Genomic DNA, 23,648 nt, shown 5'->3' on the forward strand with positions numbered 1-23,648 from the left:
GGTGATCCATTGTGTTTCGCGACAGGTCACCCCACCCCGGCACTGCGTGCCGACCCTCCCCCCTCAAGGGGAGGGTGAAGGTTCATCAACCGACGATCAGCTCGGTCCACTTCTGGTTCAGCCAATCCGACTTCGTCTGGTAGAGGTCGTAGCGCGGAATGATCGGATCGATGTCGGACGAGACGGCGGCGAACTCTTCTGCGGTGAGGTCAGTGAGTTCGCGCTTGACGGTCGGCGACGTCCCGACCTTGCGCGACAAAGTCGCCTGGATCGACGGCTGGCTCATATAGTCGATGAAGACATGGGCTTCCTCGACCTTGGTGGACGCGCGCGACAGCGCCCAGCAACCGGAATCCTGAATGCCGCCTTCCTTCGGGAAGGTGGAGCGGACGGGGTTGCCATCGGCCGCCGCAAGGCCCGTGACGTCGTGATAATACTGGCCCATCGGGATTTCGCCCGATTTCAGCGCCTGCTCGAACTGGGCTTCGTCGCGATACCAGAGCCGAACATTCGGCTTGACTTCGGCGAGCTTGGCGAAAGCCTTTTCAAGACCTTCGTCCGTGTCCAGCGCATTGGTACCACCGAGATAAGTCTTGGCCGTCACTTCGAGCAGGAAGGAGTTGGAGACGAGCGCCAGCAGGCCGAGCTTGTCGACATTCGCCGGATCCCAGAATGCCGCCCAGGAGGTCGGCGCTTCCTTGTAGACGTCCGTGTTCGTCACGAGCGTGATGTACCAAGAGACGGCGCCGATGCCGGCGACGCGGCCATCCGGATACTTGTTGACGAAGCGATCGATCAGGTTGGAAGCATTCTTGATCTTGGCGACATCGAGCGGCGCCCAGAGTTCGGTCGCCTGGCCCTTCAGCATCGAAACCTGCGACATCATCGAGACGTCAGCAGGCGCCTGGCCGGCTTTGGCCGCCTGTTCAAGCTGGACAAGCCAGGCTTCGCCGGTCGGTTCGGCAACGGCCTCAATCGCGATGCCCGTCGCCTTGGTGAATTCCGGGAAAATGTTCTTGTCGAACGAATCCTTGAAATAACCACCGTAGACGCCGACTTTAAGCGACTTGTCCTGCGCGCGCAGGATCGATGGCATGGCGAGCATGGACACACCGACAAGACCGGCACCGAGCACGGCGCGGCGGCCGATAGTCTGTTTCAGAAATTCAGTCATCATCTTTCTCCTGTTTTTGCCGGTGCCGCTTTTTTCAGCTTCCGGTCTGTTCCCAATTTTTGATCCGGCATGCAAGTCCGGATTGCATTCCGGTTAGTGTTTCAAAGCCCGAAGCTCCAGCACCTTTGCGTATCGCGTCAACGGAAAACACAAGGCGAAATAGATCAAGGCGACAAACCCATAGACCGTGAACGGCTCGAAGGTTGCATTGTTGATCGCATTCGAGGTTCTGACCAGTTCCTCAAAGCCGATAATCGAGGTCAGCGCCGTACTTTTGATCAGCTGCACGAGAAAACCGACGGTCGGAGCCCGAGTGATTGCAAAGGCCTGCGGCAGGATGATCAGCCGCAATTGCTTGAGATAATGCAGCCCCAGGCTGCTGCCGGCATCCCACTGTCCGAGCGGCACTGCCTGTACGCCGCCGCGCCAGATTTCCGCCAGAAACGCGCTGGCGCACAGGGTAAGCCCGAGTACGGCGGCCGTCCAGGGTTCGATGCGAAACCCAAGCAGCGGCAGGCCGAAGAACAACAGGAAAAGCTGCATCAAAAGCGGCGTGCCCTGGAACAGGCCGATGTAATATTCGGCGAACTGCCGCGTCCAGCGCCGCTTGGATATCCTCAGGAACAGGATGAGCAGGCCGACAATCGTGCCGCCCGCGAAGGCGACCGCCGACAAAAGCACCGTCCATCGGGCTGCCAGCAAGAGGTTGCGGACGATGTCCCAAAGCGTGAACTCGATCACGACACGCCTCCAGCCAACATGCGGTTGCCTCCGGCGATCAGCAAGCGGCGCAAGCCGATGCTCATCGCGAGGTAGACGAGCGTGACGATGAAATAAGTCTCGAACGCGCGGAAGGTGCGTGCCTGCAGCATGTCGGCCTCATAGGTCAGTTCGCGTACGGCAATCTGCGAGACGACGGCGGATTCGAGCATCATGATGACGATCTGGCTCGTCAGCGCCGGATAGATCACCTTCAGCGCCTGCGGCAGCACGATCTTGATGAAGACCAGGCGTGGCCGTAAGCCCAGTGCAAGTGCTGCTTCCCTCTGCCCCTTCGGCACGGCATCGAGACCAGCGCCGACGATCTCTGTCGTATAGGCCGTCATGTTCAGCGTCATCGCCAGGATGGCAGCGACGACCGGATCGAGGCGGATGCCGAGGCTGGGCAACCCGAAGAAGATGAAGAAGAGCTGCACCAGAAACGGCGTGTTGCGGATGAGCTCGACATAACCGGCAATCGCCCGGCGCAGCAAGGCATGGCGGCTGCGCCGGGCCGCCGCGCCCAAAATGCTGAGCACGATGCCGGCGATTGCCGACACCGCGATCAGGAAAATGGTCATGGCCGCGCCGCTTGCGATCAGCGAGACCGCGTCATTCAGCCAGCCGAAATCGAGCGCATAGCCCAAAGGATCAATCCTTCAGGTTTTCAGGGTTGAGCGGGGTCTTCAGCCACGCTTCCGAGCTTTCATTGAGCTTGCCGTCGGCGAGCATCTTGGCAACCGCGTCGTTGATCGCCTGCTTCAGGCGATCTTCGCCCTTGTTGAGCGCCAGATGCGACGGCGAGGTCAGGAGCTGGAACTTCTGCTCCGGCTTCAAGGCTTCCTGGCGGGCCAGAACCTGGGCACCGACGTCATTGCCGACAACCATCAGTTCGGTCTGACCGGAGATGAAGGCCTGGATCACCGAGTTGTAGTTGTCGAAGCGCTTGATGTCGGCATCCTTGGGTGCTGCTTCCGTCAGCGAGGTGTCTTCGAGCGTGCCGCGATTGACGGCGATGCTCTTGCCGGCGAGGTCGTCCTTGTCCTTGACCTCGAGGGCGGCCGGGCCGATCACGGCGATGTAATAAGGCGCGTAAGCAGCAGCGAAATCGATGACCTCGGCGCGCTCCTTGCTGTAACCGACGCTGACCAGCACGTCGACGCGCTTCTCGGTCAGGTACGGGATGCGGTTCTGGCCGGTCACCGGCACCGGAACGAGCTTCACCTTCAGGCTGTCAGCGATGTACTGCGCAACGTCGATGTCGTAGCCCTTGAGGCTCATATCGGCGCTGGCCGAGGAGAAGGGCGGGAAATCGGCGAAGACGCCGACATTCAGAACACCCGCCTTGGTGATGTCGTCGATGGCGTCGGCCTGGGCGCTGCCCGCAACGCCGAGAACGGCGGCGCTCAACATCAGGGCGGCGGCGAAGGATGATTTCAATACATTTGTCATTTTGTTCCCCTTTATACGGACATTGCTTTGGGTGGTGCGGGCAGTCCGGCCGCAGACCGCTGGCGGACGCCAGCGGTAAATCGGTGTGTGGGTCAGTCGCGCTTGCCGTTGACGAAGGGGCTGAACACCATGAGGCTGAGGATTTCGAACAGGACCTGCGAACCGACATGGGCGGTGTTGGTTGTCGCGTCATATTGCGGCGCTACCTCGACAACATCGCCACCGACGAGGTTGATGCCCTTGAGACCGCGGATCAGTTCCAGCACTTCGCGGGTGGTGAGACCGCCCACTTCCGGCGTACCGGTCCCCGGAGCAAAGCTCGGATCGACGCTGTCGATGTCGAAGGAAAGATAGGTCGGGCCGTCACCGACGATTTGTCTCGCCTTCTCGATGATCGACGCCATACCCATGCCGGTGACTTCCTCGGCGTGGATCACGGTCATGCCGGACTCGTAGGAAAACTCCCAGAGATATTCCGCCGAGCCGCGAATGCCGATCTGGACCGTGCGCGTCGGATCGAGCACGCCGTCGAGAACCGCGTTGCGGAAGGGTCCGCCATGGTGGAATTTCGTCTGGTCGAAGGCGCCGCCGGTATCGCAGTGCGCGTCGATATGGATCATGCCGACCGGGCGCTTCTTGCCGACGGCCCTCAGGATCGGATGGGTGATCGAATGATCGCCGCCGACCGAAAGCGGAACCACACCGGCATCGACGATCTGGTTGATGCGCTTTTCAATGTCCTCATGGCTGAGTTCCAGCCGGTAGCGGCTCTGAAATGGGACGTCGCCGATATCGGCGACGCGCAGATCGAACACCGGCGCGCAATCGAGCACATGGTTATAGGGGCCGATGCGTTCGATGGTGCGCATGGCGCGCGGCCCGAAACGGGAGCCCGGACGGTTGGTGACGCCGAGATCCATCGGCACGCCAACGATGGCGACCTGGAGATTGCCGAAATCGGGCTCACTGGCATCGACCGGCATATAGGGCGCGGTGAGGAAAGTGGGAACGCCGGCATAAGGCGCAAGGCGCGTGCCGCTCTTGGAGAAGATCTTGTCCGCCACCTTGCGAAAGGCCGGATCGAACAGTTCGCCGCCATGGCTTTCGCCATACTTGGCCTTCAGCTCGCTCAGCTTTTTGTCATCCCACGCCATGTCCGTCACCTCATATGGGGCCAGAGGAGACGTGCGGGATCGACGATCGAAAAGCCTTAAAACGGCTGGGATGTTCGCCGAAAACGGTTCGCGCATCGACATTGGTGCCAGAGCGCTTGCGTGCATGTTCCCCAGGCTTTTGCCTTTGTTGCCGACATTAGGAAACAATTTGATTGGAAAATCAATTGACATTGTTATAGCGTTTGGTGTGAGAAAAACTCACATCGTTTTCTGCCCTTCGGAGCCGTTTCCTTGTCCAGCCGCCTGCCCCCGCTGAACCCGTTGCGTGCCTTCGAGGCGACGGCGCGGCGCGGCTCCGTTTCGGCGGCGGCGCGCGAGCTCAACGTCACGCATGGCGCCATCAGCCATCAGATCAGGGCGCTAGAACTGTCCTTCAATGCCGCCCTTTTCGAGCGCGGCGGCAAGCGGCTGAAGTTGACCTCTCAAGGGGCTCTGCTCCTGCCCGCTGTCACCGAGGCATTCGAAGGCATCGCCGCTGCCACCGCCGCCATGACCCGGCCAACGACCAGCGGCGAACTGCGTATCGTCTGTGTCCCGGCGCTCCTGTCCTTCTGGATGATCCCGCGCCTGCATCAGTTCACCGAGCAATTTCCCGATGTACGACTGACATTGGTCGCGTCCAACGATTCGGCCAACCTGTTTTCCGGCGACGTCGATGTCTGCATGCTCTATGGGGACGGCAACTGGCCGGATTGCTGGGCACGCCTGTGGAGCCGGCTGGAACTGTTTCCCGTCGTCAGCCCGACGCTTCTCAACATGCGGCCGCTGCGCTCGGTGCGCGACCTGCGCGACCATGTCATCCTGCATGGCGACGACGGCCGCGAATGGAACACCTGGCTTGCCGCCGCAGACGGAATCGATGTCCCGCGCGGCCGCCAGCATTTCATGAGCGACGCCCGCCTTTCGACGGAAGCGGCGCTGCACAATCAGGGCGTGGCGCTCGGCGACACGATCACCGCCGGCAGCCTGATCGCCAAGGGCGAACTGATCGCGCCTTTCGACCTCACCGTGCCCGCTAATGACGCCTTCTATGTCGCCTGCCGCAACGAGGTCCGCGCGGCCCCGATCGTCAAGGTCTTCATCGACTGGCTGTTCTCGGCGCTTGAAAGCGACCCCATGCCGGAACTACAGACCTCGGCGCGCACGATCATCCGCGCCCGCGCCCCCAAGGTCAGCGCACCCGAACGCATGCCCACCAAGGATGGCTTCAAGCCCGTCTCCTCTCCCGCCCGCGCCAGACGCCCCGAGCCGAAGCGCCGGAGCAAGTCATAACCGCACAGGACAAGAGTACATGCCGCACTTCAATCCGCTGATCGCCAAACTGTCGCCGCCGCCGGTGCCTTCCGTTCTCGCCTGGGCAAAGGCCTATGACGGCACGCGCGGACCGCTGATCGATCTCAGCCAGGCGGTGCCCGGCTATCCGGCACACCCCGACATGCTGAAATGGCTCGGCGAAGCCGCGGCTTCACCGGCCTTTACCGGCTACGGCGCGATCGAGGGCGAGCACGTTCTGCGGAGGGCCTACGCCGCGCATGTTTCCAGCCTCTACAGCGCGACAATCAGAGCCCAGAACATCCACATCACCTCCGGCTGCAATCAGGCTTTCATCTGCACGGCGATAGCGCTTGCTGGCGCAGGCGACACGGTCCTGATGACCAACCCCTTCTATTTCAACCAGGAAACAACACTTGCCATGCTCGGCATCGGCATCGAGCTGGTGCCCTGCGATGCCCACGACGGCTTCCTGCCCGATATCGACGCGATCGAGTCAGCGCTGAAACCCGGCGTCCGCGCGCTTGCGCTCGTCACCCCGAACAACCCGACCGGCTCCGTCTATCCACCTGCCTTGCTGCGCCGGATTTACGATCTCTGCCGAGCCAACCGGACATGGCTGATCCTCGACGAGACCTATCGCGATTTCCTCGTCGAGGGCAGCGGCGCGCCGCATGACCTCCTGGAAGTCAAGGGGTGGCAGAATAGCCTCGTCTGTCTCTACAGTTTCTCCAAGTCCTTCTGCATTCCCGGCCATCGCCTCGGCGCGATCACGGCGGGACCCCGTGTCGTCGCGCAAATCGCCAAGATCATGGACAATCTGCAGATTTGCGCCCCGCGGTCGGCGCAAGCCGCCGTCGCCAAGGCACTTCCCGCGCTGGACGAGTGGCGGGCGGGCAACCGCACGGAGATCGCCCGTCGCGCCGAGGCGCTGAAACTGGTGATGGGCAAACTGAAGGGCTGGAAGCTGCAGGCGATCGGCGCCTATTTCGCCTATATCCGCCATCCCTATCCGGACATCAGCTCGGAATTTGTCGCGGAAAAACTGGCGAAGATTGCCGGCGTCGTCTGCCTGCCGGGCGACTATTTCGGCGAGGGCCAGGAAGGCTACCTGCGCTTTGCCTTCGCCAATGCGGACACGCCGACGATCCTCCAACTGGAAGAACGGCTTTCGACCTTCCAGCTGCCGGGGATCTGATCAGCCCCGGCGGGCAACCATGATGCCGGTAAGCACGACGGCACCGCCGACCGCCTGCATCAGGCCAATGGGCTCGCTGAGCAGAAGCCAGGCGAGGATCGCCGCCACGACCGGCTGCAGCAACAGCGTCAGCGACGAGAAGGCCGGCGCCAGGAAGGCGAGCGCATAAATGATCAGCGCCTGCCCGCCGGCGTGGCTGACAAGGGCAAGGCCGGTCAGAATGGCCCAGCCGAACAGCGCCACGGGCATGAAGCTGTCTTCGAAGAGGAGCGCCAATGGCAATAGGCACACCGCTGCCGAAGCCGTACTCCAGATCATGATCCGGTTGGTGGAAAAGCGGCTGCGCAGGCGGCCGATCGAAAGGATGTAGCCGGCGTAGAAGACGGCGGCCACCGCTGCCGTCGCGTCACCGGCCAGATGCCCATCGCCGAGCGCCGCAGGTCCGCCCTTCAGGATCACGACGCCAGCCAGCGTCGTCGCCAGACCGGCAAGGAAGACGCCGCTAACATAGGCGCGAAACAGCGCCCACGAGCCGAGCGTCACGAAGATCGGCGCCAGATTGGCAAGCAGTGTCGCATTGGCGACCGATGTCATATGCAGGGACAGATGCCAGGCGGCGAGATCGGCCGCAAGGAAGACGCCCGGCAGGACGAGCAAACCGTAATCGGCCAACCCGGCGGGCCGGGAATCCGTAACCGTCTTTTCAGTCGCCTTGGCCCAGATCAGAAGCGGCAACAGCGCCAGCGCCACCCGCCAGAACGCCGTCGCCATAGGGCCGACTTCCGACAGCCGCACGAAGATCGGCGATCCGCCAATCGCGGCACCGCCGATCAGTAGCGCGGCAAGCGCAAGGCGGTTTGCCGATGAAGGCGAGGATGAACGAAGGGCGGTGTCTGACACGGGATGCTGTCCAATACGATCCGACACAGCAACGCCGTGCGATAACGCATCGCAGCTATCAGAAGCACGCTGCCGGAAACAGCCATTTCTCTTTATGGGAGCATGAGAATTGGTGAACTACCCCGCAGTCGTATGGACTGCGGGGGGAACCTATCCGGAGGTTTCACGCCGCGTCCGGCCGGTGCACCGTCTTCACCTCGAGAAAATCCTCGAGCCCGAACATGCCGCCCTCGCGGCCGTTGCCCGACTGCTTGTAACCGCCGAAGGGGCTACCATAGCGATGCGGGCCGCCGTTGATGTGGACCATGCCGGCGCGAAGCCTCGCGGCGACGCGCTCGGCACGCTTGGGATCGCCGCTCTGGACGTAAGCCGCGAGACCGTAGCTGGTGTCATTGGCGATCTCGATCGCCTCTTCTTCCGTTTCGAACGGCATGATGGCAAGCACCGGGCCGAATACCTCTTCGCGGGCAATCCGCATCGTGTTGTTGACGTCGGCAAAGATCGTCGGCTTGACGAAATAGCCTTGCTTGAACCCCTGCGGCTTGCCGGCGCCGCCAACCAGAAGCCGGGCGCCTTCGGCAATGCCCGCCTCGATCAACGCCTGTACCCGGCTGAACTGGATATCGCTGACCAGCGGGCCGATATGGCTACCCTCTTCCGCCGGGTTGCCGACCTTGACCTCCCTGCCGATCCGCGTGGCGATCTCGACGACCTTGTCGTAGACGGATTTCTGCACCAGAAGCCGCGTCGGCGCGTCGCAGGACTGGCCGGAATTGTTGAAACATTCCAGCACGCTGGCGGTAACGCGTTCTTCCAGGTCTGCATCTTCGAAGACGATGTTCGGCGACTTGCCGCCGAGCTCCAGCGTGACGCGCTTGACGGTATCGGCAGCATCCTTGCTGACGGCGATGCCGGCGCGGGTCGAGCCGGTGAACGACATCATGTCGACGTCTTTGTGCCGGGACAGGGCCGCGCCCACATTCCGCCCATCGCCGTTGACGAGGTTGAACGTACCGGCCGGGAAGCCTGCCTCGTGCACCATTTCAGCATAGAGGAGCGCGTTCAGCGGCGTGAATTCACTCGGTTTCAGGACGCAGGTCGAGCCCGTCGCCAGCGCCGGCACGACCTTCAGCGCGATCTGGTTGATCGGCCAGTTCCATGGCGTGATGAGACCGCAGACGCCGATCGGCTCGCGCAGCATCACGTCGCCGTTCGGGAGGACTTCGCGCATATGCAGCCGCTTCAGCGCATCGATGAAGCCCTGAAGATGGCCGACGCCGACATCGGCTTGCTGCTCGCGGCTCATGGTTGCCGGAGCGCCGAGTTCGAGCGTGATGGTCTGCGCCATTTCGTCGTAACGGCGCTTGTAGATCGAAAGCAGCTTTTCCATCAGCGCCAGTCTTTGCTCGACGCTGGTGCGGCTGTAGCTGACGAAGGCTTTCTTGGCGGCGGCAACGGCGCGGTCGATATCCGCCGCCGTTCCCATGGAAATCACCGCGACCGGCTTTTCCGTCGCCGGGTTCAGCACTTCGAGATCGTTGGCGACGATCGGATCGACCCATTCGCCGTTGATGTAGAACTTGCGTTTGTCGAGCATGCTTTTTCCCTCCCGTCAGATCGTCTTCTGTTTTTCGTTCAGCCAATCGGTGATCAATTGGCGGTAGCGCTCGCCGCTGAAGCTTGGAAAATGGCCGCCATGCACGATGCGCACGGGGATTTTCAACAGGCGCTCCATCGAAGCGAGGTAGTCTTCGGCGTTGGAATGATAAGTATCCTCGACCAGCGGGCCGTCATAGAGGATATCGCCGGAGAACAGAATTTCGGTCGCCTTCTCGTAAAGCGCAATACCACCCGGGGAGTGGCCGGCGTATGGATGACCTCGAAGACGCGGTCGCCGAGGTCAATGACATCGCCATCCTCGAGGATGCGCGTCGCTTGCGCTTTTTTTACGGCATAACATGTCGAGCAGTAGGGCTCCGGCGGCAGTGCGTCGAAAATCTCGTCGGTGACATAGGGATCGGCGAGCGTGTTTGCCCGCGTCGGATTGGCGAGCAGATTGGCCTCCACTGAATGCACCGCGCGGCATTCGAATTCGTGATGGCAACCGATATGATCGAAATGGGTGTGGCTGGCGACGGCGATCAGGTCGCGCTCGGTCACCAGCGGCACCCACGCGCGCAGGGACACGACGCCCATGCCGCTATCGACCAGCATGTCACGGTCACGGCCGCGCACATGCCAGATGTTGCAACGGTAGAATTCCTGGATGAACGGCTCGGAAATGGCGGTCACGTCGTCATCGAGACGTTTGACGGCATACCATCTGTCGGGACCGATGCGTTCCATGCTCATCTCCTGCCGTCTCACGCTGGCAAGCTACGACATCGGCAAGATTGACGGCAAGTGGGACGATCTGACCGTCAGCCACCGCTGCCGATTGAACCCGATCGCAAGCTCCGGAGTACCGCCCGGCTTCAGATGGCAGCGATAACGTGCGGAGAAGGCTGGGAACGGATGCCGGGCTACCGCCTGCACCGCCACGGAGGCGAGAGACCTAAACAAACGAAAACCTCTGAATCGGTATCGACTCAGAGGCCTCGTAATGTTGAAATTTCGCGTTTCGCCTTCTCGAAAAGGCTCAGATTGCCCCGAAGACGACTGCGGAAACGAAAAGGAACGCCGCAGCCAGCGCGGCGGCCTGTGCTGCCATGTTCCAGGAAAACTGCGGTCCGGTATGCGCGCCAAAGGCGGTTGGGCGATTCTGCATGACTGGTTTCGAACCTTGCATCCTGTCCTCCACTTGCTTTGTTGCAGATATTCTGCTGACCGTATCGTTGCCCTAGTTTTCTCCGATATTTTCCATCGAGTTTATAGATATTATTTTCTTTGTTTTGCGCCCCGGGGGGAAAAACCGTCCTTGGGCGCGATCGGCCATCGTAATAAACGCGGCAAGCGCCTTAATGTTCCCGGCCGTGTTCTCTTTCCCGGACATGCCTGGACCATTGCTCGCTGAACCAGGGGCTGAGCAACGAGACATCCGGCTGGCTGTGCGGCTTCGTCATCGCACCAGTCTCTTCCATATAGGTCCATACCTTGAAGATCGTCAGCTCATGTTTGCCGAAGGTCTGGATCAGCGGAATGTCGGCGGCGTCACGGCCGCGGGCAACGGCAATGCGGCCAATGCGCGGAATATTGTGGCGCGCATCGAACGTGTACCACCGGTCCTGAAGATAGACCTCGAACCAGGCATTGAAATCCATCGGTGCCGGATCCCCGGCAACGCCGATGTCGCCCATATAGCCGTTAACGTAGCGGGCGGGCATGTTCATGCAGCGGCACAGGGTGACGGCGAGATGGGCGTAATCCCGGCAGACCCCCGCCCTCTCCTCATGCGCCTCCATCGCGGTCCGCAAGGCTGGTGCATAGCCGTAACTGAAGATCAGTCGTTCGTGCACGTAGTCGCAGATCGCCTTCACGCGAGACCAACCGGGCTCGATATCTCCGAACAAGCGCCAGGCGAGCGCGGCAAAGCGGTCGGTTTCGCAATAGCGGCTAGCCGAAAGGTAGGGCAGGCAGACGGAGGGCAGTTGTTCGACCGGCACGGGTTTCGCGTCGAGATTGACGCGATCGGGGCGGCCGCTGTCGCTGACGACGGCATCGTAGCTCAAATGCAGCCCGCCGGCTGGCACCACCATGCGCATGCAGACATTGCCGTGCGGATCAGTGACCTCTCCAATTTTCACCGCCGGATCGGAAATCGGGCCGCGCTCGCTGATGATGTCGCACCGCCTGCCACGATCGACGGAAAGATAGGTCATCATCGGCGTCGGCTGATCGCAGCTGATACCGATCTCGTATCCGAACCGTATGAACATATCCTAGCTCCAACAACCAAGCAGAAACGGCTTTCCCGCATCCTAGTTCCGGTTTCAGGTCTGGAAATGAGAAGCCGATCAGGCCTCCGACACAAGGCGCATCCGCAGATCCGGCGCATGTATTTAACACTCGTCCCGGCGCCTTGGAGGATCGAGCTTTCCAGGAGAAGGCGACATCGCCGCCGCTGCCAACGCCCTCTGATGACTGGACGAGAGCGCCGTTCGAGCGTCGCCGCGAGGCAGGCGCGTCTAGCAATACTAGGCCGATCAGCAATATCTGGCAACCTACCGATGGACGCCGGACGCCGGTGTGCAAGCCAAAGCGTTAACGTGGGATGCCGAAAAGTGTGTGCGTTTTTCGGACAGTATCAATATCTAACATTTTGATTTATAGGTATATTCAGACGATCAACAGCGCCCGGAAATCGTTGACATTCGTTCCTGTCGGACCGGGAACGAACAAGTCCCCGCTCGCATGAAAGGCGCTCCAGGCGTCGTGTCGGGAGAGATAGTCGCGCGGATCGACACCGGCAGCACGCACACGGGTCACCGTGGCACCATCGGCAAAAGCCCCGGCATTGTCTTCCGAGCCATCGATGCCATCCGTATCGGCAGCCAAGGCATGAATGCCGTCGGCACCGTCGATATCAAGAGCGAAGGAGAGTAGGAACTCACTGTTGCGACCGCCCTTGCCATAATTTTTGCCGGAAATCGTCACCGTCGTCTCGCCGCCGGAAAGGATGACGACGGGCTTCTGGAATGGCCGGTTGCGCCAAGCCGTTTCACGAGCGATCGCCGCATGCATGCGGCCGATATCCGCCGCCTCGCCCTCGATGGCATCGGAAAGGATCACCGCGTCGATGCCCTGCTGCCGCGCCCTGGCAGCGGCCGCCTCCAGCGAAACGGCTGCGGAGGCGATGATATGGCGCTCGTGATTGGCGAAGGCCGCGTGGTTCGGCGGCGGCGCCGCGGCTTCGGATGATGTCAGGTGGCGCATCACGGCTTCTGGCAGTTCCAAGCGATAGCGCTGGGCGATGCCGAGAGCATCCATCGGTGTCGAGAGATCGGGGATCGTTGGGCCGGATGCAACGAAGGCCGGATGATCGCCGGGCACGTCGGAAACGATCAGGCTGACCACCTTGGCAGGTGCCGCCGCGAAGGCCAGCCGGCCGCCCTTGATGCGCGAGACATGCTTGCGCACGACATTCATTGCCGAGATCGGCGCACCGGAAGCAAGAAGCGCGCGGTTGACGGCAATCTCGTCGTCAAGTGTCAGACCCGCAGGCGGCGCGGGCAGCAGCGAGGAACCACCACCGGAAATCAGCGCCACGACGAGGTCGTTCGGGGTCAGCCCTTTGACCAGCCGCAGCAATTCGGCCGAGCCGGCAAGCCCTGCTTCATCCGGCACCGGATGGGCCGATTGCAGGACGCGGATGCGCTCGCAGGCAGCGATCGGCCCGTGACGCGCAACGACAACGCCCTCGAGTGGCCCGTCCCACAGGCTTTCGAACGCCGCCGCCATCTGGCTTGCCGCCTTGCCGGCTCCGACGACGATGGTACGGCCCTTGGGCTTCTCGGGCAGATGGGCGCGGATCGCGGCAAGTGGATCGGCTGCTTTGACCGCCGCCTCGAACAGGCTGGTCAGAAAGGCGCGAGGTTCAGGCATCATCCAGGATCAACCCGCAATGTCGAAATCATAGACGAACACACCATCGACTCCACCTTCCGTGGCGGCAACGATCCGGCCACCCGCCTTCTCATGGTCGGGATGAACCAGATAGGCGTCGCGCGCGGCAGCGTCCTCGAAGTCAATGATGAAGCCGCCATTGTAGCCTTTTCCCAAACCTTCCGGGCTGACATTGGGGCCGATGTCGATTGCGAGATAGCCGGGGACAAGCGGCTTCAGCGCCGCAATGTCGGAGAGGATCGATGCTCTTTCGGCATCCGGAACGCTGGCCTTGAAGCGGATGAAAACACAATGGCGGATCATGACAAGCTCCTATCGAATGTTGGCGCGTGCCCGCGGCCGCTGGTCGTTGCGTTCGTGGGAGAAGATCGCGGCAGGCAGCGGTTGCCGGTTGCGGATGATGTCCGACCCCTTCTCGCCCATCATGATCGTCGGACCATTGGTATTGCAAGAGGGAACGCGCGGCATGACGGAACTGTCGCAGACGCGTAAGCCCTCAAGCCCGTGAACCTTCAGCTCCAGGTCGACGACGGCATCAGCCCCCGTGCCCATCTTGCAGGTGCCGACCGGATGATGGTCGGTCTTGGCACTGGCGCAGCCATAGTCGAACAGCTCCGCGTCGGTCATCGCTTTCGGCCCCGGCAGACGTTCGGCCATGACGAAGGGCTTCAGCGCCGCCTGGCTGAGAATTTCCCGCGCGATCTTCAAGCCTTCGATGGACATTTTGCGGTCATGCGGATCGGCCCAGTAATTCGGATCGATCAGCGGTGCCGCCGCCGGATCGGACGACGACAGCCGCACCGTGCCGCGCGAACGCGGATGCAAATAGGCGGAATTCAGCGTGACGCCGGCGTTCTTCAGTTTCTCGACACCCGCCTCGATGCCGGAACCGAGGCCCAGATGGAACTGGATATCCGGTGAGCGGGCATCCGGATCGGCATACCAGAAGCCGCCGGTCTCGAAGAGCGAGGAGGCAACCGGACCGGTGCGGAACAGTACATATTGCAGGCCCGCCCAGATCGACCGGTGCAGCTTGGCGACGCCGTCATAGGTGTGGTCGCCGGTGCATTCGGAAATGACGAATAGGTCGAGGTGATCCTGCAGATTGGAGCCGACGCCCGGCAGGTCATGCTTCACCTCGACACCGACGGAACGCAGGTGATCGGCCGGGCCGATACCGGATTGCTGCAGGAGTTTCGGCGAGCCGATGGCGCCGGAGGAGACCAGCACTTCGCGCTCGGCCCGGGCGATCTCGACGCCGCGCGACGTGGCGATCTCGACGCCGACCGCCCTTTTGCCTTCGAGCAAGATGCGATTCACCCGCGCGCCGAGCCTGATGGTCAGGTTCTTGCGGTCCTTGATCGGCGAGAGATAGGCGAGCGACGCCGAGGAGCGGCGGCGGTTGCGCTGGGTGAGCTGATAGAAACCGACGCCGGCCTGCTGCTTGCCGTTGAAATCATGATTGTAGGGAATGCCGAGTTCCTGGCCGGCGCGGATATAGGCGTCGCAGATCGGCAGCCCGGAAACAGGCATGGAAACGCCGAGCGGTCCGCCATAGGAATGGTAGTCGTCGGCAAAGCGCTGGTTGTCCTCGGCGCGCTTGTAATAGGGCAGTACGCTGCGGTAATCCCAGCCGGTGCAACCATCTTCGCTCGCCCAAAGGTCATAATCCGCCGCATTGCCGCGCGTATAAAGCTGCGCATTGATCGAGGAGCCGCCGCCGATCACCTTGGCTTGCGTATAGCGCATCACCCGGCCCTTCATATGCTTCTGCGGCACGGTCTCCCAGCCCCAGCTGGCGACGCCCTTGGTCATCTTGGCAAAGCCGGCGGGCATATGGAACAGCGGATGCCAGTCGCTGCCGCCGGCTTCCAGCAGCAGTACCTTGACATCGGCGTCCTCTGTCAGCCGGTTGGCAAGAACACAGCCCGCCGGGCCGCCTCCGGTGATGATGTAGTCGTAGGTCATCTCGTCTTCCTCAAATCGTTGCCACCCTCCCCTTGAGGGGGAGGGTCGGAGCGAAGCTCCGGGGTGGGGTGATCCTCCAAATATCCAGTGGCCCCCACCGCGCGTGCCGCGCGACCTCCCCCCTCAAGGGGGAGGTGAAGTTCACAACCGTCCAATCGACAGCCCGCCATCGGCATTGATCACCGACCCCGTCGCGAAACCGAAGCCGCCGCTCGCCAGCGCCGCAACGATATTGCCGATATCGTCCGCCTCACCCCAGCGCTTCATCGGCACGAGACCGCCAGTAATCAGCGCATCGTATTTTCTCGAAACTCCGGCGGTCATGTCGGAGCGGATAATCCCCGGCCGCACTTCGAACACCGAGATACCTGTGCCGGCGAGCCGCAGCGCAAGCCCCTGCGAAAAGGCGGCGAGCCCGGCCTTGGTCATGCAATAGTCGAGGCGCTCCGGCGAACTCATCGTCGCCGAGACGGAGGTAATGTTGATCACCGACCGATGTGCGCCGGAACCAGCCGCCAGCATCGCCTTCACCACGGCTTGCGTGAAAAACACCGTGCCGCGCAGGTTGGTCGCGACGATCGTGTCGAAATTCTCCGGCGCCAGATCGAGAAAATCGCCGCGCACCACGGATGCCATACCAGCATTGTTGACGAGGCAGGCGATCGGCCCCAGTTGTGCCTGAACCGCATCGACCGTCGCCTGATGGCCGGAGAGATCGGAGAGATCAGCCTTCAGAAAAATCGCCTTCGCGCCGAGTGCCGAAAGGTCGTCCAGCACGGAACCGACCTGATCGGCCTCACCGATGCCGGTGATGGCGATGTCGAAGCCGCCTTTCGCGAGCGCCTTGGCGATGCCAAGGCCGATACCGCGGCGGCCGCCGGTGACGATGGCAACGGGGCGTTTATGATCCGTCATGCCGCCAGATCCTTCGCAACGATATGCTCTGCAACGCGCAGCGCCTGCGCCGCGACCGTCAGGGCCGGATTGACCGCTGCCGACGTCGGCAGGAAACTGGCATCGACGACGAACAAGTTGTGGTGATCGAAGGCACGGCAATGGACATCGAGCGGCGCAGACGCCGGATCGTTACCGATCCGCACCGTGCCGCACTGGTGCGACGGCGTGCGCTTGTCGAACGGCCGGGACAGCACGATCGGAAACCCCGCCGCCTTCAGCGCCTGCTTCAGTTTTTTCACCAGCATCAGGTGCGCCGGCCAGTTCGTGCGCACCCATTGCAGCACGATACGCTCGCTATCGACCATGATCCGGCTTTCCGGATGCGGGATATCCTCGCTCATGGCGTAGAAATCGATCGCATGCGCCGAGATCTGGCTAAGCAGCCATTCCGGCACGGACGGCATGTTCGCCTTCAGGATCGGGCCGGATATCCGGCCGAGAAGCTGGACGTTGCCAAGCGGCGGCCCGCCCTCACCGTCCGAGAGATAGAAATCATTGAAACCGAAGGTCTTCTGGTAGATCGAGTCGTTCCTGTAGAACGGCGAAACCGCGATCACCGCGCTCGAATTGTGGTTCATGAAGTTGCGGCCGACCTGGTCCGAACTGTTGGCGAGCCCCTTCGGATGAACAGCATTGGCCGAGCGCAGCAGCAGTGCCGCCGACTGCACCGCACCTGCCGACAGGATGACCAGTTTCGGCGAGACGGTGTGTTCGACGCCATCCTTGATATAGCGAACCGTTTCGATCCGCTTGCCATCCGGTGCCGTTTCCAGTCGCGTCACCCGCGACCCGGTCTGCAACCGGACATTCCGATGCTGCAACGCGACCGTCAGCGCCGCGGTCTCCGCATCCATCTTGCCGTCGAAACTATTGGGGTGCGCATCCCACGGCGTCTTTGCCTTGGCGAGCCATTTGTCGATATCGACGCCAAGCGGTAGCGAATAGGGATGCAGGCCGTTGCGTTTCAGTTTTTCGCGCACCGAAGCAATCGGCGGTTCGTCCGGAACCGGCGCGAAAGCATAGTTCCGCGAATGCGGCGGCTCCGTCGGATCCTGGCCAAGTGTTCCGCGCACTTGATAGAGCTGCTCGGCCCGGCTGTACCAGGGCTCAAGCTCCTCGTAGGGGAACGGCCAGGCGGGCGAAACGCCCTCCAGATGCGCCATTTCCTCAAAATCCTCCCGGCGATAGCGCACCATCACCGCCCCGAAGAATTTCGAATTGCCGCCGACATTGTAGTAATTGCCGGGATTGAAGCCGGTACCGTCGGTTTCGTACCAAAGCTCCTTCGGTCGGAAATGGCCGCGCTGGAAGATCGCCCGCTGGTCGCGGTTTTCCGGCCGGTCCTCGATATGACCGCCGGCCTCCAGGATCAGGATGTCGGCGCCGGAACCCGCAAGGGCAGAGGCGATCGTCGATCCGCCGATGCCGGAGCCGATGATGACGATATCGGGCTGCTTCACCATGATAGAGCTCAGCCGATGCGCTGCTGGCTTTGCGGATCGAAATACACCGCCTTGTCCAGGTTGAAGGCAAGCCGGGTGTGTTGTCCGGGCGCGATACGCGCGTCAGCGCGCAGGCGTGCGACCACTTCCTTGCCACCGAGCTTGGTCACGGCGAACGTATCGGAGCCGGCCGGCTCGACCACTTCGATGAGGCACTCCCCTTCGACCAGCGAGCGGGCATTGCGGTCGGCGCCATCCGGATCCGTCAGCGCCTCCGGCCGGATGCCGAAGACGATCTGCTTGCCGGCATAGGCGGAAAGGCCATTGACCTGCGTTACCGGCAGATGCAGCGGCTCCGCATCCGGGCGCGCCAGGGACACCCGAAGATCGTTGCCGCCACCTTCGACGGTCGCACTGAGCAGGTTCATCGCCGGCGAGCCCATGAAATCGGCAACGAAGAGGTTGGCCGGATTGTTGTAGATCTCGGCCGGCGTGCCGAACTGCTGCAGCACGCCATCCTTCAGGACTGCGATCTTGGTCGCCAGCGTCATCGCCTCGATCTGGTCGTGCGTGACGTAGACGATCGTCGTCTTCATGCGCTGGTGCAGGCGCTTGATCTCGGTGCGCATGTCGACGCGCAGCTTGGCATCGAGGTTGGAAAGCGGCTCGTCGAACAGGAAGACCTGCGGATTACGCACCAGAGCCCGGCCCATGGCAACGCGCTGGCGCTGGCCGCCTGAGAGCTGGCTCGGCTTGCGCTCCAAGAGATGACCGATCTGCAGCATGTCGGCGACTTGATGGATGGCCTTTTCGCGCTCCTCCTTCGGCACGCCGCGGATTTCCATGCCGAAGGCGATGTTTCCAGCAACCGTCATGTTCGGATAGAGCGCGTAGGACTGGAAGACCATGGCGATATCGCGCTTGGAGGGATGCAAGCCCGCGACCGACCTGCCGTTGATCGAGATCTCGCCCGAGGTGATCGGTTCCAGGCCGGCGATCGTGTTCAAGAGCGTCGATTTTCCGCAGCCGGAGGGGCCGACGAGGACCAGGAAGCCGCCTTCGTCGATCTCGAGGTTGATGTTCTTGAGGATTTCCAGCGAGCCGTAGGACTTGCGCAGATCGGTGATTTTCAGAAACGACATGGTCTTAACCCTTCACGGCGCCGGACATTAGGCCGCGGACGAAGTAGCGGCCAGAGACGATGTAGACGACAAGCGTTGGCAGGGCGGCGAGGATCGCGCCTGCGAAGTGGACATTGTATTCCTTGACCCCCGTGGAGGAGGAAACGAGGTTGTTGAGCGCAACCGTCATCGGCGTCGAATGGGCGCCGGAAAACGAGGCCCCGAAGAGGAAGTCGTTCCAGATATTGGTGAACTGCCAGATGACCGAGACGACGATGATGGGGCCCGAGGATGGCAAGAGGATGCGCCGGAAAATCTGGAAGAAACTCGCGCCATCAATCTGCGCCGCCCGCACCAGCTCGGTCGGAAAGGCCTCGTAGTAGTTGCGGAAATAGAGCGTCGTGAAGCCGAGACCGTAGATGACGTGCACGAACACCAGGCCAGGCACCGATCCGGCGAGACCCAGAATGCCGAGAATGCGTGCCATCGGGATCAGCACGATCTGGAACGGGATGAAGCAGGACAGAAGCAGCATGCCGAAAAAGATGCCCGATCCCGGGAAACGCCACTTGGTCAGCACATAGCCGTTCAGCGCGCCGACGATGGTCGAGATCGCCACAGCCGGAATGACCATCAGGATGGAATTGATGAAAAACGGACGAAGGCCAGTCGGCTGCACGCCGATCTGCGCGGTCGACCAGGCAGAAAGCCAGGGCTCGATCGTCCAGGTCTGCGGCACGCTCAGCATGCCGCCCTGACGGATTTCGTCGAGCGGCTTGAAGGAATTGACCACCATCACGTAGAGCGGCAGCAGCGAATAGAGCGCAAACAGGATCAGCACCGAATAGATGATCGCGCGCGTCAGGCGGCCGCTGGAAATGGCGTTGTCAGGGCTCTGGACGCTCATTGGCGCTTCTCCCCTTTGATTTCGGAATAGAGATAGGGAATGATGATCGAGAAGATCATCACCAGCATGATGATCGCCGAGGAAGCGCCGATGCCCATCTGGTTGCGGGTAAAGGTGTAGGAATACATGAACGTCGCCGGCAGTTCGGTCGCCTGCCCCGGCCCGCCGCCGGTCAGCGCGATGATCAAGTCATAGGCCTTGATGGCGAGGTGGGCGAGCACGACGAAGGCCGAGAGGAAGACCGGTCGCATTAGAGGAATGATGATCCGCCGGTAGATGGTCGTAGTCGAGGCGCCATCGATCTGTGCTGCCTTGATGATCTCGTTGTCGACGCCGCGCAGGCCCGCAAGGAACATCGCCATGATGAAGCCGGAGGACTGCCAGACGGCAGCGATCACCACGCAATAGATCGCGTAGTTGCGGTCCTTGATCCAGTTGAAGGTGAAGCTCTCCCAGCCCCAGAGGTGCATGGTGTTCTCAAGCCCGATGCCGGGGTCGAGGAACCATTTCCAGGCGGTGCCAGTCACGATGAAGGACAGTGCCATCGGATAGAGATAGATCGGCCGTAGCAGACCCTCGGCGCGGATCTTCTGGTCGAGCAGGATCGCAAGACCAAGGCCAAGCACCGAGCAGATGCCGATATAGAGCGTCGCGAAGATCGCCAGATTGGAGATCGCCCGCCACCAGTGCGGCAGGGCCCAGAGCTTGGAATAGTTGCTGAGGCCTACGAAATTGTAGGACGGCAGCATCTTGCTGTCCGTCATCGACAGGAAGCCGGTATAGACAATGAAGCCATAGACAAAAATCAGGACAATGAGGAAGCTTGGAGCAAGTACCAGCTTTGGCACAATATCCTGCAACCGGCTGCGGCTATCCATAGTGAACACCACCGTTTACTTTAATTGAATAGATGCCCTCACCCGAGCCCTCTTCCCGCAAGCGGCGAAAGGGGACGACCAAGATTGCCGCTTGCACCTTCTTCCCGTCTAAGGGGAGAAGGTGGCCGGCCCTCTTATCGAACAAGAGGGCCGGCTGAGGGGCAAAGTCAGACGCCGGTGAACGACGGCTTACTTGGCGGCTTCGACAGCGGAAGCCAGTTCCTTGACGGCATCTTCCGAAGACAGCTCACCGTTGAACTGGCGCGTGACGACGTCGTAGATCGCATTCTTCACCGATGCGGGGTTGGCATGGCCGTGCGCCATGGAACCGAACAGCTTGCCGCTGGCATTGGCTTCCGCCAGGTCCTTGATCCCCTTCTTGCCGCAGGCATCGAAATCCGTGTCCGGAACATCGGTGCGGGCAGGAACGGAACCCTTGACCACGTTGAAAGCCGACTGGAAGGTCGGGCTTTCGATCGCCGACGCCATCTGCAGCTGCGCTGGCACCTTGTCTTCGGAAACCTTGAACATTGCGAACTGGTCGGAGTTGAAGGTCACGGACCCCTGAGTGCCCGGGAAGCGCATGCAGACGAAGTCGGTGCCCGGCACCTTCTTGGCCTTCACGAATTCACCCTTGGCCCAGTCGCCCATGAACTGCAGACCGGCCTTGTTCTCGATGACCATGGCGGAAGCGAGGTTCCAGTCACGGCCGGAGAAGTTGTCGTCCACATAGGAACGAAGCTTGGTCATGCGATCGAAGGCTTCCTTCATCTTGTCGCCGCCAAGAGCTGCCGGGTCGAGATCGATAAAGGCCTGCTTGTAGAAATCGGTACCAAGCGAGAGCACGACAGCGTCGAAGATCGTCGCGTCCTGCCAGGGCTGACCGCCATGCGCCACCGGGGTGATGCCCTGAGCCTTGAAGTTGTCAAGGAGAGCGATCAGCTCATCCCAGTTCTGAGGCTCCTTGCCGCCTGCCTTATCCAGCGCTGCCTTGTTGATCCACACCCAGTTGGTGGAGTGAACGTTGACCGGCGCGGCGATCCAGTGGCCGTCATATTTGGAGAACTGCTGCAGGGCAGTCGGGATGACCTTGTCCCAGCCTTCCTTGGCGGCAGTGTCGTCGAGATTGCCGAGTGCGCCTTCCTTGGCCCAGTCGAGAATATCGAAGCCGAGCATCTGAACGGCCGTCGGGGCGTTGCCCGAGGTGACGCGGGCGCGAAGCACGGTCATGGCTTCCGTGCCACCGCCGCCGGCAACCGGCATATCGGTCCAGGAAATGCCCTTGCTTTCCAGATCCTTCTTCAGAACGTCCAGAGCAGCCGCTTCGCCGCCCGATGTCCACCAATGCAGAACTTCAACGCTCTCGGCGGCATGGACGGCCGAACCGCCCGCCATGCTGCCCATCATGATCGCTGCCACTGCCGTCGTCGTCAAAAACTTGCGCATCGTAATCCTCCCGTTTGCAAGTCGTAAAAGCGGGAAACTCCTCCCCGCCGTTGAATGCCGTCCCGTCTCAAAACGGGAAGCAATTGGTCGCGGCTCCCACCGCTGGCACATTTAAAACGTTATAAGTTACATCAAGTCAAGCGCTGCTCACAATCTCCACATCAATAGCCTTAACATACTGAATTTGGATGATTATAGGCCATTTCACCGATTTCGCACTGCAGCAAAAAACCACGATAAGTATGATTTAAAACGTTTGCACAAACGCGTTGCACATCCGTTCGTCCCGCGTTACAAAAGCGTCCTGTCATCGCCTCAGGGGAGTATTTCATTGGCTGACACTCCCAAATCCGCCCCTTCTGAAAGCATGCGGAAAAGCGGCAAGCCGACCCTGCGCACGATTGCCGACATCACCGGCTTTGCCGTGACGACCGTGTCGCGCGCTCTGAGCAATGCACCGCAGATTTCGCTCGATACCCGCAAGCGCGTTCACGAGGTTGCGGCCGAAATCGGCTATCTGCCGGATCGTGCTGCCCAGCGGCTGAAGACCGGCCGAACCAACGTCATCAGTGTGCTTCTCGATCCGCACGAGGAAATCCTCGGCTACGGCACGTCGCTGATGCTCGGCCTTGCCAAGGCGCTCAAGAACACGCCCTACCACCTGATCGTCACGCCGAATTTCATCAATGACAGCAATGTCGATGCAATCAGGCATATCGTCCGCAACGGCATGGCAGACGGACTGATCTTCTCCCGCACCGAGCCCTTCGATCCGCGAGTGCGCCTTCTGCTCGAAAACGATTTTCCCTTCGTCACCCACGGGCGAACCGAGTTCTCCGCGCCGCATCCTTACGTCGATTACGACAATTTCTCGTTCGCCTACGAGGCAACCAGGCGGTTGATCGCCCGCGGCCGCCGCAGGCCGATGATCATCCTGCCGCCGAAGCGCATGACCTTCGCGCAGCACCTGCTGCACGGGTTCATGACCGCCGTTCGCGAGGCGGGCGTGGCCTACGAGATCCCCACCGGGATCGACCTCGACTGTCCCGTCGACCAGATCCGTGACTATATCAGCCGCCGCGCCGGCGAGCCCGATGCCCCCGATGGTTTTGCCTGCGGCGGCGAAGTCTCCGCGCTTGCGACCATCACCGGCATGAGCGACCATGGCCTGACGCTTGGCGTCGAATACGACATCGTCGCCAAGCAGACGTCGAAACTGCTGATCAACATCCAGCCAAAGGTCGAGACCATCTACGAAGACCTGACGGATACCGGCGAGCAGATGGGACGAATTCTTCTCGCGCGGATCGCCGGCGACGAAACGACCGATATGCAGGTGCTGCTCACGCCGCAGATCAACTTTCCGGCACCGGAAGGCGGAGGCCGAGTTGCTTAGTGCCGAACTTACCCTCCTCTGTCGGCGACGCCGACATCTCC

Annotated in this window: 21 protein-coding genes and 1 pseudogene; 3 read left to right on the plus strand and 19 right to left on the minus strand. The window is 61.4% G+C overall.

Features of this window, described 5'->3' with window-relative positions; all coding sequences use genetic code 11:
• Positions 1-85: 85 nt before the first annotated feature.
• The 5 genes from WI754_RS20950 to speB form a co-directional block, all read right to left on the minus strand.
• Entirely contained in the window at positions 86-1,174 is a 1,089-nt protein-coding gene (locus WI754_RS20950) for an ABC transporter substrate-binding protein (RefSeq protein ID WP_349435401.1), read from the minus strand.
• A 93-nt stretch (positions 1,175-1,267) separates the two neighbouring features.
• Entirely contained in the window at positions 1,268-1,915 is a 648-nt protein-coding gene (locus tag WI754_RS20955) for an amino acid ABC transporter permease (RefSeq protein WP_349435402.1), read from the minus strand.
• Complete coding sequence (locus WI754_RS20960; protein WP_349435403.1) at positions 1,912-2,580, minus strand: amino acid ABC transporter permease; 669 nt, start codon at positions 2,578-2,580, stop codon at positions 1,912-1,914. Before WI754_RS20960 ends, WI754_RS20955 begins: the two co-directional genes overlap by 4 nt.
• Positions 2,581-2,584: 4 nt before the next feature.
• Positions 2,585-3,385 (minus strand): transporter substrate-binding domain-containing protein, encoded by an 801-nt coding sequence (locus tag WI754_RS20965; RefSeq protein ID WP_349435404.1) that lies wholly within the window; start codon positions 3,383-3,385, stop codon positions 2,585-2,587.
• 92 nt (positions 3,386-3,477) lie between these two features.
• Positions 3,478-4,539, minus strand: a complete 1,062-nt coding sequence (speB, locus tag WI754_RS20970) for an agmatinase (RefSeq protein ID WP_349435405.1) — start codon at positions 4,537-4,539, stop codon at positions 3,478-3,480.
• A gap of 252 nt (positions 4,540-4,791) precedes the next feature.
• On the opposite strand from speB, the gene WI754_RS20975 reads away from it, so the two are divergent.
• Both WI754_RS20975 and WI754_RS20980 read left to right on the plus strand, forming a co-directional pair.
• A complete protein-coding gene (locus WI754_RS20975; protein WP_349435406.1) occupies positions 4,792-5,832 on the plus strand; it encodes a LysR substrate-binding domain-containing protein in 1,041 nt (346 codons plus the stop codon).
• Between the two features lie 19 nt (positions 5,833-5,851).
• Positions 5,852-7,030, plus strand: coding sequence for an aminotransferase (locus WI754_RS20980; protein ID WP_349435407.1), 1,179 nt, complete (start codon positions 5,852-5,854; stop codon positions 7,028-7,030).
• Here the strand turns inward: WI754_RS20980 and WI754_RS20985 are convergent, their stop codons facing one another.
• The 14 genes and pseudogenes from WI754_RS20985 to WI754_RS21050 form a co-directional block, all read right to left on the minus strand.
• Complete coding sequence (locus WI754_RS20985) at positions 7,031-7,930, minus strand: DMT family transporter (RefSeq protein WP_349435408.1); 900 nt, start codon at positions 7,928-7,930, stop codon at positions 7,031-7,033.
• Positions 7,931-8,093: 163 nt separating this feature from the next.
• Positions 8,094-9,527, minus strand: coding sequence for an aldehyde dehydrogenase family protein (locus tag WI754_RS20990; RefSeq protein ID WP_349435409.1), 1,434 nt, complete (start codon positions 9,525-9,527; stop codon positions 8,094-8,096).
• A 15-nt stretch (positions 9,528-9,542) separates the two neighbouring features.
• Positions 9,543-10,276 (minus strand): annotated as a pseudogene (locus tag WI754_RS20995) (MBL fold metallo-hydrolase).
• Positions 10,277-10,568: 292 nt separating this feature from the next.
• Positions 10,569-10,697, minus strand: a complete 129-nt coding sequence (locus WI754_RS21000; protein ID WP_349435410.1) for a hypothetical protein — start codon at positions 10,695-10,697, stop codon at positions 10,569-10,571.
• Positions 10,698-10,887: 190 nt separating this feature from the next.
• Positions 10,888-11,805, minus strand: a complete 918-nt coding sequence (locus tag WI754_RS21005) for a transglutaminase family protein (protein ID WP_349435411.1) — start codon at positions 11,803-11,805, stop codon at positions 10,888-10,890.
• A gap of 400 nt (positions 11,806-12,205) precedes the next feature.
• The gene (locus WI754_RS21010; RefSeq protein ID WP_349435412.1) at positions 12,206-13,474 is read right to left on the minus strand and encodes a glycerate kinase; all 1,269 of its coding nucleotides are present in this window, start codon (positions 13,472-13,474) and stop codon (positions 12,206-12,208) included.
• Between the two features lie 6 nt (positions 13,475-13,480).
• A complete protein-coding gene (locus tag WI754_RS21015) occupies positions 13,481-13,795 on the minus strand; it encodes a Dabb family protein (protein WP_349435413.1) in 315 nt (104 codons plus the stop codon).
• 9 nt (positions 13,796-13,804) lie between these two features.
• Positions 13,805-15,460 (minus strand): GMC family oxidoreductase N-terminal domain-containing protein, encoded by a 1,656-nt coding sequence (locus tag WI754_RS21020; RefSeq protein ID WP_349435414.1) that lies wholly within the window; start codon positions 15,458-15,460, stop codon positions 13,805-13,807.
• Between the two features lie 141 nt (positions 15,461-15,601).
• Positions 15,602-16,375: a 3-ketoacyl-ACP reductase gene (locus WI754_RS21025; protein WP_349435415.1), complete on the minus strand. Its 774-nt coding sequence runs from the start codon at positions 16,373-16,375 to the stop codon at positions 15,602-15,604.
• Positions 16,372-17,880, minus strand: coding sequence for a GMC family oxidoreductase (locus WI754_RS21030; RefSeq protein WP_349435416.1), 1,509 nt, complete (start codon positions 17,878-17,880; stop codon positions 16,372-16,374). The genes WI754_RS21025 and WI754_RS21030 overlap by 4 nt, the downstream gene beginning before the upstream one ends.
• A gap of 8 nt (positions 17,881-17,888) precedes the next feature.
• The gene (locus WI754_RS21035; RefSeq protein ID WP_349435418.1) at positions 17,889-19,001 is read right to left on the minus strand and encodes an ABC transporter ATP-binding protein; all 1,113 of its coding nucleotides are present in this window, start codon (positions 18,999-19,001) and stop codon (positions 17,889-17,891) included.
• A 4-nt stretch (positions 19,002-19,005) separates the two neighbouring features.
• On the minus strand, positions 19,006-19,887 hold the full coding sequence (locus tag WI754_RS21040; protein WP_018326693.1) for a carbohydrate ABC transporter permease: 882 nt from the start codon (positions 19,885-19,887) through the stop codon (positions 19,006-19,008).
• Positions 19,884-20,765 (minus strand): sugar ABC transporter permease, encoded by an 882-nt coding sequence (locus tag WI754_RS21045; protein ID WP_349435419.1) that lies wholly within the window; start codon positions 20,763-20,765, stop codon positions 19,884-19,886. The genes WI754_RS21040 and WI754_RS21045 overlap by 4 nt, the downstream gene beginning before the upstream one ends.
• 189 nt (positions 20,766-20,954) lie before the next feature.
• Positions 20,955-22,172, minus strand: a complete 1,218-nt coding sequence (locus tag WI754_RS21050) for an ABC transporter substrate-binding protein (protein ID WP_349437905.1) — start codon at positions 22,170-22,172, stop codon at positions 20,955-20,957.
• A 406-nt stretch (positions 22,173-22,578) separates the two neighbouring features.
• On the opposite strand from WI754_RS21050, the gene WI754_RS21055 reads away from it, so the two are divergent.
• Positions 22,579-23,607, plus strand: a complete 1,029-nt coding sequence (locus WI754_RS21055; protein ID WP_349437906.1) for a LacI family transcriptional regulator — start codon at positions 22,579-22,581, stop codon at positions 23,605-23,607.
• Positions 23,608-23,648: the final 41 nt, after the last annotated feature.

Source organism: Pararhizobium sp. A13, from assembly GCF_040126305.1.
GTDB lineage: Bacteria > Pseudomonadota > Alphaproteobacteria > Rhizobiales > Rhizobiaceae > Pararhizobium.

Coding starts and splice junctions, on each gene's coding strand:
- WI754_RS20950 (WP_349435401.1), bottom strand. CDS start 1,174: ATGACTGAATTTCTGAAACAGACTATCGGCCGCCGCGCCGTGCTCGGT.
- WI754_RS20965 (WP_349435404.1), bottom strand. CDS start 3,385: ATGACAAATGTATTGAAATCATCCTTCGCCGCCGCCCTGATGTTGAGC.
- speB (WP_349435405.1), bottom strand. CDS start 4,539: ATGGCGTGGGATGACAAAAAGCTGAGCGAGCTGAAGGCCAAGTATGGC.
- WI754_RS20980 (WP_349435407.1), top strand. CDS start 5,852: ATGCCGCACTTCAATCCGCTGATCGCCAAACTGTCGCCGCCGCCGGTG.
- WI754_RS20990 (WP_349435409.1), bottom strand. CDS start 9,527: ATGCTCGACAAACGCAAGTTCTACATCAACGGCGAATGGGTCGATCCG.
- WI754_RS21000 (WP_349435410.1), bottom strand. CDS start 10,697: ATGCAGAATCGCCCAACCGCCTTTGGCGCGCATACCGGACCGCAGTTT.
- WI754_RS21005 (WP_349435411.1), bottom strand. CDS start 11,805: ATGTTCATACGGTTCGGATACGAGATCGGTATCAGCTGCGATCAGCCG.
- WI754_RS21010 (WP_349435412.1), bottom strand. CDS start 13,474: ATGATGCCTGAACCTCGCGCCTTTCTGACCAGCCTGTTCGAGGCGGCG.
- WI754_RS21015 (WP_349435413.1), bottom strand. CDS start 13,795: ATGATCCGCCATTGTGTTTTCATCCGCTTCAAGGCCAGCGTTCCGGAT.
- WI754_RS21020 (WP_349435414.1), bottom strand. CDS start 15,460: ATGACCTACGACTACATCATCACCGGAGGCGGCCCGGCGGGCTGTGTT.
- WI754_RS21025 (WP_349435415.1), bottom strand. CDS start 16,375: ATGACGGATCATAAACGCCCCGTTGCCATCGTCACCGGCGGCCGCCGC.
- WI754_RS21030 (WP_349435416.1), bottom strand. CDS start 17,880: ATGGTGAAGCAGCCCGATATCGTCATCATCGGCTCCGGCATCGGCGGA.
- WI754_RS21035 (WP_349435418.1), bottom strand. CDS start 19,001: ATGTCGTTTCTGAAAATCACCGATCTGCGCAAGTCCTACGGCTCGCTG.
- WI754_RS21040 (WP_018326693.1), bottom strand. CDS start 19,887: ATGAGCGTCCAGAGCCCTGACAACGCCATTTCCAGCGGCCGCCTGACG.
- WI754_RS21045 (WP_349435419.1), bottom strand. CDS start 20,765: ATGGATAGCCGCAGCCGGTTGCAGGATATTGTGCCAAAGCTGGTACTT.
- WI754_RS21050 (WP_349437905.1), bottom strand. CDS start 22,172: ATGATGGGCAGCATGGCGGGCGGTTCGGCCGTCCATGCCGCCGAGAGC.
- WI754_RS21055 (WP_349437906.1), top strand. CDS start 22,579: ATGCGGAAAAGCGGCAAGCCGACCCTGCGCACGATTGCCGACATCACC.